The 12,558-nt window shown below is 41.0% G+C and carries 12 protein-coding genes; 5 read left to right on the forward strand and 7 right to left on the reverse strand.

What is annotated here, in order from left to right; genetic code table 11:
* From BHV72_RS05650 to BHV72_RS05665, 4 genes are all read right to left on the reverse strand, one after another.
* Positions 1 to 300 (reverse strand): Arm DNA-binding domain-containing protein (locus tag BHV72_RS05650; RefSeq protein ID WP_286855057.1); only part of this gene is annotated, 300 nt, incomplete at its 3' end.
* Positions 297 to 842, reverse strand: a complete 546-nt coding sequence (locus BHV72_RS05655) for a helix-turn-helix domain-containing protein (RefSeq protein WP_117740245.1) — start codon at positions 840 to 842, stop codon at positions 297 to 299. The genes BHV72_RS05655 and BHV72_RS05650, both read right to left, overlap by 4 nt.
* A 155-nt stretch (positions 843 to 997) precedes the next feature.
* Positions 998 to 2,917, reverse strand: a complete 1,920-nt coding sequence (dnaK, locus tag BHV72_RS05660) for a molecular chaperone DnaK (RefSeq protein WP_286855064.1) — start codon at positions 2,915 to 2,917, stop codon at positions 998 to 1,000.
* Positions 2,918 to 2,940: 23 nt separating this feature from the next.
* A complete protein-coding gene (locus tag BHV72_RS05665) occupies positions 2,941 to 3,114 on the reverse strand; it encodes a hypothetical protein (RefSeq protein ID WP_005677588.1) in 174 nt (57 codons plus the stop codon).
* 154 nt (positions 3,115 to 3,268) lie between these two features.
* On the opposite strand from BHV72_RS05665, the gene BHV72_RS05670 reads away from it, so the two are divergent.
* Complete coding sequence (locus tag BHV72_RS05670; RefSeq protein ID WP_286855067.1) at positions 3,269 to 4,525, forward strand: DUF3472 domain-containing protein; 1,257 nt, start codon at positions 3,269 to 3,271, stop codon at positions 4,523 to 4,525.
* 126 nt (positions 4,526 to 4,651) lie between these two features.
* Here BHV72_RS05670 and BHV72_RS05675 read toward each other — a convergent pair whose 3' ends face one another.
* Entirely contained in the window at positions 4,652 to 5,443 is a 792-nt protein-coding gene (locus BHV72_RS05675) for an META domain-containing protein (protein ID WP_149921632.1), read from the reverse strand.
* 143 nt (positions 5,444 to 5,586) lie between these two features.
* Between BHV72_RS05675 and BHV72_RS05680 the strand changes: the two genes are divergently transcribed.
* From BHV72_RS05680 to recA, 4 genes are all read left to right on the forward strand, one after another.
* Positions 5,587 to 6,870, forward strand: coding sequence for a hypothetical protein (locus BHV72_RS05680; RefSeq protein WP_122134672.1), 1,284 nt, complete (start codon positions 5,587 to 5,589; stop codon positions 6,868 to 6,870).
* 96 nt (positions 6,871 to 6,966) lie between these two features.
* A complete protein-coding gene (locus BHV72_RS05685) occupies positions 6,967 to 8,160 on the forward strand; it encodes a saccharopine dehydrogenase family protein (protein ID WP_005680344.1) in 1,194 nt (397 codons plus the stop codon).
* A 29-nt stretch (positions 8,161 to 8,189) separates the two neighbouring features.
* Positions 8,190 to 8,645, forward strand: coding sequence for a thioredoxin-dependent thiol peroxidase (gene bcp, locus BHV72_RS05690; RefSeq protein WP_004312515.1), 456 nt, complete (start codon positions 8,190 to 8,192; stop codon positions 8,643 to 8,645).
* A gap of 18 nt (positions 8,646 to 8,663) precedes the next feature.
* Positions 8,664 to 9,701: a recombinase RecA gene (gene recA, locus BHV72_RS05695; RefSeq protein ID WP_005680342.1), complete on the forward strand. Its 1,038-nt coding sequence runs from the start codon at positions 8,664 to 8,666 to the stop codon at positions 9,699 to 9,701.
* A gap of 109 nt (positions 9,702 to 9,810) precedes the next feature.
* Here recA and BHV72_RS05700 read toward each other — a convergent pair whose 3' ends face one another.
* Together BHV72_RS05700 and BHV72_RS05705 are read right to left on the reverse strand one after the other, a co-directional pair.
* On the reverse strand, positions 9,811 to 10,803 hold the full coding sequence (locus BHV72_RS05700; RefSeq protein ID WP_286855083.1) for a YeiH family protein: 993 nt from the start codon (positions 10,801 to 10,803) through the stop codon (positions 9,811 to 9,813).
* A gap of 118 nt (positions 10,804 to 10,921) precedes the next feature.
* Positions 10,922 to 11,296, reverse strand: a complete 375-nt coding sequence (locus BHV72_RS05705; RefSeq protein ID WP_234093519.1) for a YccF domain-containing protein — start codon at positions 11,294 to 11,296, stop codon at positions 10,922 to 10,924.
* Positions 11,297 to 12,558 lie beyond the last annotated feature (1,262 nt).

A 12,558-nucleotide genomic window follows, 5' to 3' on the forward strand; every position in this document is an offset into this window, starting at 1 on the left:
CCGCACATTGTCGGCATAGATGCAAGCCTCTTGGTCTATCGTTGAACGGCATTGGATAATTCCATTCAAATCACGTTTAGGCTTATAGTTGAATGTTCCATCCGGCAAGATTCGTGCTATGGATGACTTATCCCAAATGGGTGTGGATATAGTTCTGTTGATAGATTCCACCACACGGCTTGCTCGTTTAGAACCTCGCTTATACACTGGGTATGACTCTATAATCAGATACCACTCTTCTTTATAATTCGACCTTCTGAGTTTGACGGTCACTTTGGTATTGGGTAATGCTTTCTTCATAACGACTTATACAATTTATCAATTTCAGATTTGGGAACATAAACATAGTTACCGATTTGGCGTGTAGGAATAGAATGACGGCGTATGTGCTTAAACACACTGCTGTCATTGATATGGAACTTCTTTGCGATCTCTCCGATGGTGTAACAATCTTTGGGTTCAAAGGACAATGCCTCCTTTTTTCTCTTTCTACTCCCTGCCTTTGTTTTGAAGTGTTCATCCATATACTGCCGACTAAGGCGTATCAGACGCTGACCAAAATTGTATGACGGTATCAAGCCTTGCCGTATCATACGATAAAGAACGTCTTTACTAATTCCGTAAATCAGCATAGCTTCCTTTACGGTTAGATACCCCTTACTGGATGGTATTCGTCTAATCAGTGCTTGGCGTATCGCTTCTTTCTCTTTTGCGATTTGTCTTTTCTTATACGCCCTCTTGGAACAAGCAGGGCAACAATACTTCGACACTAATGTCGGAGGAGTAAAGATTTTACCGCACTCCTCGCAACTTCTTTGAATGATGTAATTTCCTCTTGGCATATTCTTCTCGTTTTAAATGGTTTATATCAATTTAAGTTGTACCTTATCGCCAAATAAGACGTGTCGCAAACATGTCGCAAATAAGAGATAAAAAAGCCCATAGAAAACACATAGCAACCATGAACCCCATATTATTATCTGTTTACTTATCGGAATCATTTGACTTCCTCAAAATCAGCATCTTGCACATTATCTCCATGCTTAGTTCCATTATCTTGCTGACCGGCACCGCCATTCATATCAGGCCCAGCCTGTGCGCCACCTTGTTGTGCACCACCTTGAGCATACATTTCAGCACTTGCAGCTTGGAAAGCAGTATTGATTTCTGCCATAGCAGTATCAATAGCAACCAAATCCTGAGCCTTATGAGCATCTTTCAGTTTCTGCAAAGCAGCTTCAATTGGAGCTTTCTTGTCAGCAGGCAACTTGTCACCTAATTCCTTCAACTGATTTTCAGTCTGGAATATTACGCTATCAGCCTGATTCAATTTATCAATCTTTTCACGTTCCTTCTTATCTGCTTCGGCGTTAGCTTCAGCTTCAGCTTTCATCTTTTCGATTTCTTCCTTGCTCAAACCACTGGAAGCCTCGATACGGATAGCTTGTTCCTTACCGGTTGCCTTATCTTTTGCAGATACCTTCAAGATACCGTTTGCATCAATATCAAATGTAACCTCAATCTGAGGAACACCACGACGAGCAGGAGCAATACCTGACAAGTTGAACTGACCGATTGATTTGTTCTGTGCAGCCATCGGACGTTCACCCTGCAATACATGGATCGTTACTTCACTCTGGTTATCGGCAGCAGTAGAGAATGTTTCACTCTTACGAGCCGGAATGGTAGTATTAGCATCAATCAACTTAGTCATTACACCACCCAATGTTTCGATACCCATTGACAATGGAGTTACATCCAACAATACTACACCCTTGATTTCGTCTGTCAAAACAGCACCCTGTACAGCAGCACCGATAGCAACCACTTCATCTGGATTTACACCCTTAGAAGGAGCTTTTCCAAAGAAATCTTCCACCAATTTCTGTACAGCCGGAATACGTGAAGAACCACCTACAAGGATTACTTCGTCAATATCAGCATTGTTCAAGCCTGCATCACTCATCGCTTTCTTACATGGTTCAAGACAAGCCTGAATCAATCCGTGAGCCAAAGATTCGAATTTAGCACGAGTCAAAGTCTTAACCAAGTGCTTGGGCACACCGTTTACCGGCATGATATACGGCAAGTTGATTTCTGTACTTGTAGAAGAAGACAACTCGATCTTAGCTTTTTCAGCAGCTTCTTTCAAACGTTGCAAAGCCATTGGGTCCTGAGTCAAGTCAGCGCCTTCATCGTTCTTAAATTCCTCTACCAGCCAGTTGATGATTACCTGATCGAAGTCGTCACCACCAAGGTGAGTATCACCGTTTGTAGAAAGTACTTCGAATACACCACCACCAAATTCAAGGATAGATATATCGAATGTACCACCACCAAGGTCGAACACAGCAATCTTCATGTCTTTGTGAGCCTTGTCCAGACCATAAGCAAGAGCAGCGGCTGTCGGTTCGTTCACAATACGTTTTACTTCCAGACCGGCAATCTGTCCGGCTTCTTTCGTAGCCTGACGTTGAGAGTCAGAGAAATATGCAGGAACAGTGATTACTGCTTCCGTTACTTCCTGTCCAAGATAATCTTCAGCAGTTTTCTTCATTTTCTGAAGAATCATAGCAGAAATTTCCTGCGGAGTGTACAGACGTCCGTCGATGTCAACACGCGGAGTGTTGTTATCGCCTCTCACTACTTTATAAGGAACACGAGTAACTTCTTTCTGAACCTGGTCCCAATTTTCACCCATGAAACGTTTGATAGAGAAAATGGTACGTGTCGGGTTAGTAATAGCCTGACGTTTTGCAGGGTCGCCCACCTTACGTTCGCCACCATCTACGAAAGCGACAACAGAAGGAGTAGTACGTTTACCTTCACTGTTTGCAATTACTACCGGTTCGTTACCTTCAAATACAGCAACACAAGAGTTTGTAGTTCCTAAGTCAATACCAATAATTTTTCCCATGATCGTTATTTTTTTATTTATTATTATTCAATGATTTCTTTTTGTCCGGTTGTTTCTCCACTCCTGTTATGGAGTTTCGTCTCGAACGGACGCTTATTAAAAAGCAAACCGTGTGCCAAAAAGAAATTATACGAATGCATGACATAATATCTGCCAAAACGACAGTTTTTAATAAACTTCCTTGCCATGATAGCCATAAAGAAAGTTATTCAGTGACTGACACTAAAACAAATATTATCTATTCTGGTTCGATAAAGAGAATTAATTCTTAACTTTGCAATATTACACTATAAAACAACGAACTATTTATTAATATAGGAATTATACATAAAATCAATTAATGACATCTACATGAAAAATTTATTATGTTTACTTGCATTACTACTATGCACTACCGTATTTGCACAACCTCAACAAGTTATCGTAGGAGTTTCCGGCAATGGCTATGTAACCCGGCAACAAGATGGTGCGCGAATAACACAAAGAGGAGTTACACATTGGACAAATCCTAAAAGTATCGTTAGTATTTACTTCTATTTGCATCAACCGACAACAGCCGATCTGTCACTGTATGCCAAAGGACATTCCGAAATCAAAGTCAATTATGGAAAGAAGGGCTTCAAAGTCAATCTACAATCGGATGATTTCACTAAAGTTCCTGTTGGGAGTATCGATATACGACAGGCAGGGTATGTCCGTATCGACTTACAAGGAGTCTCTAAAAGTGGTGAGAGTTTCGGAGAAATTAAGCAGTTGATAGCAGACAATGTTACAGGTAAAAGTAATTATGTGAAAGACTTCTCTGACTATTGGGGACGCCGCGGTCCTTCCGTTCATTTGGGATATGCGCTACCTGAAGGTGATACTGAATGGTTCTACAATGAAATCACAGTGCCCAAAGAAGGCGAAACAATGCATAGCTACTACATGGCGGCCGGCTTCGGGGAAGGTTATTTCGGAATGCAATACAACTCCCCGACAGAACGCCGTATTCTTTTCTCGGTATGGAGTCCTTTTGATACACAAAACCCCAAAGAGATTCCGGATGACCAAAAGATTAAACTGTTACGCCAAGGCAAAGATGTACACATCGGAGAGTTTGGCAACGAAGGCTCAGGCGGACAAAGTTATTTGAAGTATCCCTGGAAAGCCGGTAATACATATAAATTTCTGATGCAAATCAGACCGGACGGGAATGGAAATACGACCTACACTGCCTATTTCTATGCAACAGATGAGAAAGAATGGAAATTAATAGCCAGTTTCTTACGCCCCAAAACCAACACATGGTATAAACGTCCTCACAGCTTCCTTGAGAATTTCAGTCCGGAACAAGGATATTTATCACGTGAAGTTTTCTTCGGCAACCAATGGGCACGTAGCAAAGAAGGTAAATGGTCCCGACTCACTGACGCTACCTTTACACACGATGCAACAGCGAGTGCCCAAGTCCGTCTCGACTATCAAGGTGGCAATACTAAAGACAATCGGTTTTATCTGAAAATGGGAGGCTTCTTTAACGAATCCGTTCCAATGGGAACTAAGTTTTATTGCAAGCCAACAGGCAAAGAACCGGAAATTGATTGGGAAGCATTGAAGCAATTGTAACAATCAGCTTCCACTATTAATTAGTTCATGAAACAAAAAACCGGCCTCACTGCAACAGATAGCAATGAGGCCGGTTTCATAAATATCAGGCTTTATTGATACAGCCTTTCCTATTTCTTATAATAATTACTTTTTCTCTAATACAATAACCAATGCATTATTGGCATCATACAGCCCAATGCCACCGCCTGCCAATACATCGAATGACTTTACTTCATTCAACGCTTTCAGGATCTTACCTTCTGTCTCCATATCAGGACAAGCCATCATTGTACTTGCCACTCCCGGGAAGGAAATCGATTTGGCATTGCTCGTACTAGTTTCAAAACCTCCGTTAATCAGGTTGCATCCGGCATTACCATGAATAGACTTTTTCTTCACATCAAAAGCGATAAACGGTTGTTTCTCCATTCCTGAAGGAATCGCCTCACCATTTGCTTCTTTAATTTTCCATTCTCCATTCAACACTGAAAGTTTCACATCAGCCTCCTTCTTTTCAAGAACTACAACCGGACGATTGGAAGCATTGCAAAGATACATCTTCCCCTTACCTGCTTTCTTATATCCTTTCACTTGTGCAAGAGCACTCAATACATTCTTCTCGGTAGTCATATCCGGACACATCATCCGAGTACTGGCCATAGCACCTAACTCAAGGCTTCCCGGTTTCGCATTTACATCGAATGTGCCCATCATACGGTTACATCCGCTATTACCGGACACACGACCGGTAGCCGTATCAAATGCAATAAACGGAAGGGTTCTACTTTCGCCCAGAGCAACTTTCGAGCCATTGACTTCTATAATATTCCACTCACCATTGATAGATGACACAGGAACTGCCTTCTCAACCGAACGGCATGAAGACATTGCAAGTGCTGCACCTGCAACGCAAATTGAAACAAAAACTTTCTTCATATTGTTATAACGTTTAAGTTAAATCGTGGACAAAGATACCAAAAAGATTGGGAAATAACACCCAATACAATATAAAATATATACATTTGCCATTGAATATACAACAAATGAACAATTTACATAGTTCACTTAAAGAAATAAATATGAGAACAATCGTCCTATCCGTGATTTTATTCTGTTGTGGTATGTCTCATGTTACCGCCCAAAGTGATTACATTGTCACTACCCCCTCCGCCCAGGAAATTCCTACAAGTGAAGAAGAACAGTTTATCATAAAACACTTTCCTCTAAAACCTTTATGTAAATGGACTCCCGGAATGAAATTCATGTTTGCTCCTTCCGCACGGGAAATGTTTCTTCCTACCCTTTTAATATACAACACCGAAAAAGGAGTGGATAATAGCCTGATGAGACACAAAATACTCACTTTCACCGGAACCGAAGAGAAGGTTCAAAAAATAGCAGATGAAACAAACTACACCACCCGCTTCGTTTTCGAAGATGAAGGGGAAAAATATTATTATGACATAAAGAATATGCGGCTGGACGAGATATGCGAAAGAATGCCCCGTGCCTGCATCAACGGATTAGTTTACCTGCAAGATGTAGATACGGCAAAAGATCTGCTGATAGGAAAGACAATATACATACAATCCGAAACTGTCCGTGTGGATGATGCCAACAGCTATTCCGGCTATCGGGATATACCTATTTCCGTCAATACGGAAGCAACTGTCACGGCCGTCGGAGTGGGCAGCCAGGCGTATCCCGTGAAAATCATATTCAAAGACACACAGGGACATTCCTATTATCTGGAAGTCGCCCTCTCACGGACAAACTCCGGTATGGACATGAGTGATTTTCAAGGTGAAAAGAGAATGAAATACTTTTCAAATTCGATCAGTTTTACGAATAAGAAGCTGGATAATATCGAAAGCCTGAAAAACAGGTACTTGGGGGCAACCGTTTATCCTAAAAAAACATTGTCTGCCAAAAGAGCTGTCTCTCTTGAAAACAAACAAATGGAGTCCCGCGTTCATCTTCCCCGGTACACTATCCTGACAATAAAAGAAGTTCGGATGCCCTCTCCCGGCAGTCTGGCTATTTTGACATTAAAAGACAAGAATGGAATTAGTTACGAAATGAAGGTTGACTTGAAGTATGACGTAATCACCAGAAACAACAATTATATTGAAGACCTTTTCGGGTTTGAAGATATACATAAAAAATATCCGGGCATTACCGAGAAACGTTGGCAAATCATTTCGCGGGGCGACCTCGAAGTAGGCATGAGTACGGATGAATGCCGGCTGTCTATCGGCGACCCGATAGAAATAGTACTGAAAAAGGATAACCGTTTTGAGAACTGGTTCTATAACGGCAAAACATTGGAATTCGAGAGCGGCACCTTGCAACGTTTCAAATAAAAAGGAGTATCGGCGAATGATTATCTGAAAATAATCACGTATATTTGCCAAGCTAACAATTCTAATATTCTTAATATTTAATTCGCAATTAACGAAATGGGTAGAGTTCTTATTATCGGTGCAGGCGGTGTTGGTACTGTCGTTGCACACAAAGTGGCACAAAATGCCGATGTATTTACAGATATCATGATTGCCAGCCGTACGAAAGAGAAATGCGACAAAATCGTCGAGGCAATAGGTAACCCTAATATAAAAACAGCAAAAGTAGACGCAGATAATGTGGACGAGTTGGTAGCCTTATTCAACAATTTCAAACCTGAAATGGTGATTAACGTTGCCCTCCCTTATCAGGACCTGACCATTATGGAAGCATGCCTGAAAGCCGGAGTTAACTATCTGGACACTGCCAACTACGAACCCAAAGATGAAGCTCATTTTGAATACAGTTGGCAATGGGCTTATCATGAACGTTTCAAAGAAGCTGGTCTGACAGCTATCCTCGGCTGTGGATTCGATCCGGGAGTGAGCGGTATCTATACCGCCTACGCCGCCAAGCATTATTTCGACGAAATCCAATATCTGGACATCGTAGACTGTAATGCCGGCAATCACCACAAAGCATTTGCAACCAACTTCAATCCGGAAATCAATATCCGCGAAATTACCCAGAACGGACGTTATTATGAAAACGGCCAATGGGTAACTACCGGTCCGCTGGAAATCCACAAAGACCTGACTTATCCGAATATCGGTCCCCGCGATTCATATCTCCTTTATCACGAAGAACTGGAATCATTGGTGAAACACTTCCCGACAATTAAACGCGCACGTTTCTGGATGACCTTCGGACAGGAATATCTGACCCACCTGCGTGTTATCCAGAACATCGGTATGGCTCGTATTGACGAAGTAGATTACAACGGAGTGAAGATCGTACCTCTGCAATTCTTGAAAGCCGTTCTGCCTAATCCACAGGATTTGGGCGAGAACTACGAAGGAGAAACCTCTATCGGTTGTCGCATCCGTGGTCTGAAAGATGGAAAAGAACGTACGTATTATGTTTACAATAATTGCAGCCATCAGGAAGCCTATAAAGAAACAGGTATGCAAGGAGTAAGCTACACTACCGGAGTTCCGGCCATGATTGGCGCCATGATGTTCTTCAAAGGAGAATGGAAACGTCCGGGCGTAAACAATGTAGAAGAATTTAATCCGGATCCGTTCATGGAACAACTGAACAAGCAAGGTTTGCCTTGGCACGAAGTGTTCGATAAAGATCTGGAGTTGTAGGAGATCAGTCGTATATTAAAAAGAAAGTTATGATTAACGTAGGAGATAAAGCACCGGAAGTATTAGGCATCAATGAGAAAGGTGAAGAAATCCGTCTGAGTGCTTACAAGGGAAAAAAGATTGTGTTGTATTTCTATCCGAAAGACAGCACATCCGGTTGTACGGCACAAGCATGTAATCTGCGCGACAACTATTCGGAATTGCGTAAAGCCGGTTACGAAGTAATCGGTGTCAGCGTGGACAATGAAAAGTCGCACCAGAAGTTTATCGAAAAGAACAATCTTCCTTTTACGCTGATAGCCGACACTGACAAAAAGTTAGTGGAAGAATTCGGCGTATGGGGAGAAAAGAAACTGTACGGACGTGCTTATATGGGTACTTTCCGCACCACTTTCCTTATTAACGAAGAAGGAATTGTGGAACGGATTATCACTCCGAAAGAAGTAAAGACTAAAGAGCATGCCTCACAGATTTTAAATCAATAATTCCATTAATTATAAGGTATGGCAAAGAAAGACGAACTTAATTTTGAAACAGATAATAAAATGGCATCAAGCGAAAAACTAAAAGCCTTACAGGCTGCCATGGAAAAGATAGAAAAGAGCTTCGGTAAAGGTTCTATCATGAAAATGGGTGACGACAGTGTTGAACAAGTGGAAGTGATCCCGACAGGCTCTATCGCCTTGAACGTGGCACTAGGTGTAGGAGGTTACCCCAGAGGTAGAATCATCGAAATCTATGGTCCGGAATCTTCCGGTAAAACAACATTGGCTATCCATGCCATTGCCGAAGCACAAAAAGCCGGTGGTATCGCTGCTTTTATTGATGCCGAACACGCTTTCGACCGTTTCTATGCAGCCAAACTGGGAGTTAACATTGACGATTTGTATATTTCCCAACCGGATAACGGAGAGCAAGCATTGGAAATCGCCGAACAACTGATCCGCTCCTCCGCTATCGATATCATTGTTATCGACTCCGTAGCCGCATTGACCCCTAAAGCTGAAATCGAAGGCGATATGGGTGACAACAAAGTAGGTCTTCAAGCACGTTTGATGTCGCAGGCATTACGTAAACTGACAGCAGCCGTTAGCAAGACACGTACTACTTGTATCTTTATCAATCAGCTCCGCGAGAAAATCGGTGTTATGTTCGGCAACCCGGAAACAACAACCGGTGGTAATGCACTGAAGTTCTATGCTTCCGTTCGTTTGGATATTCGCGGTAGCCAAGCGATTAAAGACGGCGAAGAGGTACTCGGAAAGCTGACTAAAGTGAAAGTGGTGAAGAACAAGGTGGCACCTCCTTTCCGCAGAGCAGAATTCGACATAATGTTCGGTGAAGGTATCTCCCACTCCGGAGAAATCATCGACTTGGGCGCCGATCTGGGAATTATCAAGAAAAGCGGTTCATGGTATAGCTACAATGATACAAAGCTAGGTCAGGGACGCGATGCCGCAAAACAATGTATTGCTGACAATCCGGAGCTTGCAGAAGAACTGGAGGGCTTGATTTTTGAAGCATTGAAGAAAAAAGAATAAGCGGATCTCCTCCGTCTTTTTAAGACGGAACTGCATCAAAATAAAGTGGGAAAATATCGTATGGTACGAATATTCTCCCACTTTTCTATATATCATTTGTGTGTTTTTCTTATACAAAATAGATATATGCCAACGTGCTCAAGCTAATCACTACCCAAAGCAAAACTCCCTGTAACAATGGCTTAATTCCGACTGTTTTTAGCACATCAAGAGAAAGAGAAGCGCCGATAAAGAACATGGTAATTGTCAATGTTTTACGGGCAATTCCGTTGATCACAGCTCCCAACTGCGGCACTCCGTCAAGTAAATAAGTATTTACCACCATTGCCAACACAAAGAAGAAGATAAACCAGGGAATACTGATCTTCTGTCCTTTACTTTTAAAGATAAATGAAGTGGCAAAAGCCATAGGAATTATCCAGAGAGCGCGAGTCAGTTTGATAGTAGTAGCTACTTTCAAGGCTTCCTCTCCATAAGCAGCGCCTGCACCAACAACCGAACTTGTATCGTGAATAGCAATTGCCGCCCAAGTTCCGAACTGTTGCTGATCCATACTCAAAGCATGACCAATCATCGGGAAGATAAAAAGTGCAATCGCATTCAAAATAAAAATAGTACCCAGTGCAACAGACATTTCACTATCTTTCGCCCTCAACACCGGTCCTACGGCTGCAATGGCACTCCCACCGCAAATAGCAGTTCCTGAACTAATAAGATAGGCAGTGTTCCGGTCTATCTTAAACAACTTACGTCCGATGAACCAACCGGTCACTAAAGTACCGATTACGGAAATAACTGTAAACTCCATACCTTCTTTACCGGAAGCCAGAGCCGAATGTAGATTCATTCCGAATCCCAGTCCGACAACAGAATATTGCAATAAATATTTAGATGTTTTCTTATTAAATTTCGGATGTGCCTGTCCGCAAGTCAACGCAAAAATAAGTCCAAGAAACAAAGCAACCGGAGGAGTCACCCATGCCGACCATGCCTCCAACCCCGGAATATAGTCTAAAAACAGAAAGAAAGTCAAAGTAGAAAGTAGTGCAACATAAATGGTTTTGTTGTTTCCCTGCAACGTTTTTGTAGCTGTTGAAATCATATATTTTATCTTTAATTGTTTTCGGGGTGCAAAGGTACAGGAAACAATCAAGACACACTAATAGTTTCTGATTATGTATTATAACTTTTAGTTATAGATAATCTATTCAGAACTATCCTTACACAGTTATAATATCTTTTCCGAAAGGTGATAAAGCTAATGCCGCCAACTTAAAGTGCTGTAAACCAAAAGGAATACCAATAATAGTTATACACAACACCGCCCCAAAAAGCAAATGTGACAAACAAATCCAAATACCCCCTAGAAATATCCATATTACATTCATCAGTATATAAAGACAACCGCCGGAACGACTTCCGCTTCTAACTTCCTTGCCAAAAGGCCATAAAGCAAGTCCTGCCAATTTTAATGTTTGCATCCCAAAAGGAATACCGATGATAGTAATCATCATTAATAAACTTGAGATAAGATATTCTACCGCCGTAAAAATTCCACCAAGCAACAGCCACAAAAGATTCATAAAACAGCCCATAATAGTAATATTTAATTATATATATAAATTCCTTTTAGTCATCTCGTCCGTCTCATTCTAATAAGTAAAAGCACGTTTATAATCGCTTTGTCGGACATCAAGAAATCATTGTAAATTATAATTTTCTATATCCATTATCCATTGATTTTTAATTCTTTAAGTTTTCTATGAGTATCAGTCAAATAATCCAGAATAGAAATATTTCACCCATGCTACATAAATATCTTGCGCCAAAAGGCAAGTATCAAGCAAATATCCGGGAGTAGACGCAAACTCTCTAAGTCCCCTATAATAAAACTGCTTATGCCGCTCGTCTATAATAAACGGAACTACGTCATGGCAAAGACACTCACGGAACAGCCCTCCCCTTTCGTTTAGCTTGCTTTTCTTCCAGAAGATATATGGTGATCTTATCCATTAAGTTCTTGTATTTGATGATATAAGAACAAAGATAAAAAAGAAATATGAGATTTTATACAGAGTATGAGCAAACTTACCCAGAATCTCTGGAATAAACGAATAAAATGGGAGAAATGGCATTGAATGGCTTATGAATAAAGCGTTTATGATGCCAAACGAAGCCAACGGAGAAAAAGGGAAAATGCAAAGAACCCCTGCTTGATGGAAATAAAGGGACTAATATGTAGGAGGCAATATAACCGTAGTTTATATGTTAAGTCGGTAGATGACATATCTTTCGCAACCGGCATCATTGTATTTTCTTTCCTTCATCCGCATTGTTGCACTCTAGTAAACAGATCGGTGCACTCGGGTAGATAGCCCTATTCACTCCAGTGCACAAGCCTGTTTACTGGAGTGCAACGATAGGAATTTCTTATTGAAAATCTATTGATTTCAGTAGGATATTCTTTGATTGTCAGTTAGTTATAACGAAGATGAACAATAGTTTTGCTACAGTTTATTAAGTGTTGATGATTGGATGATGAGAATAACGTTTGCAATAGTATGAGAAATACCAATGATAGTATGAGAAATGCGGTATTTTAAGCGTGTTTTCTTGAATAAATTATGAGAAATACATGTAAACATTTTAATTCTCATAATTTATATGATTAGTAATCAGAAGGATAACTTTTTATATGAGAATATGAGAAATGAAATTGAAAAATCTTTTCTGGTGCCACACATTACTAAAAAACAAGACCAACTTCCCGCCATTTTGTTGCATCGTAACGCATTGAAATGCTGGGAAGTTAATCTGTATGTAAAAGTAACGGAAAAGCCGATTACAGACTTTTACT

It is taken from the genome of Bacteroides sp. 43_46, from assembly GCF_001915455.1.
GTDB lineage: Bacteria > Bacteroidota > Bacteroidia > Bacteroidales > Bacteroidaceae > Bacteroides > Bacteroides caccae.

What these genes read in the sequence shown, in the direction of transcription:
- BHV72_RS05675 (WP_149921632.1), bottom strand. Translation starts at nt 5,443, where the DNA reads ATGAAGAAAGTTTTTGTTTCAATTTGCGTTGCAGGTGCAGCACTTGCA.
- BHV72_RS05685 (WP_005680344.1), top strand. Translation starts at nt 6,967, where the DNA reads ATGGGTAGAGTTCTTATTATCGGTGCAGGCGGTGTTGGTACTGTCGTT.
- dnaK (WP_286855064.1), bottom strand. Translation starts at nt 2,917, where the DNA reads ATGGGAAAAATTATTGGTATTGACTTAGGAACTACAAACTCTTGTGTT.
- BHV72_RS05665 (WP_005677588.1), bottom strand. Translation starts at nt 3,114, where the DNA reads ATGGCTATCATGGCAAGGAAGTTTATTAAAAACTGTCGTTTTGGCAGA.
- BHV72_RS05680 (WP_122134672.1), top strand. Translation starts at nt 5,587, where the DNA reads ATGAGAACAATCGTCCTATCCGTGATTTTATTCTGTTGTGGTATGTCT.
- BHV72_RS05700 (WP_286855083.1), bottom strand. Translation starts at nt 10,803, where the DNA reads ATGATTTCAACAGCTACAAAAACGTTGCAGGGAAACAACAAAACCATT.
- BHV72_RS05655 (WP_117740245.1), bottom strand. Translation starts at nt 842, where the DNA reads ATGCCAAGAGGAAATTACATCATTCAAAGAAGTTGCGAGGAGTGCGGT.
- recA (WP_005680342.1), top strand. Translation starts at nt 8,664, where the DNA reads ATGGCAAAGAAAGACGAACTTAATTTTGAAACAGATAATAAAATGGCA.
- bcp (WP_004312515.1), top strand. Translation starts at nt 8,190, where the DNA reads ATGATTAACGTAGGAGATAAAGCACCGGAAGTATTAGGCATCAATGAG.
- BHV72_RS05670 (WP_286855067.1), top strand. Translation starts at nt 3,269, where the DNA reads ATGAAAAATTTATTATGTTTACTTGCATTACTACTATGCACTACCGTA.
- BHV72_RS05705 (WP_234093519.1), bottom strand. Translation starts at nt 11,296, where the DNA reads ATGGGCTGTTTTATGAATCTTTTGTGGCTGTTGCTTGGTGGAATTTTT.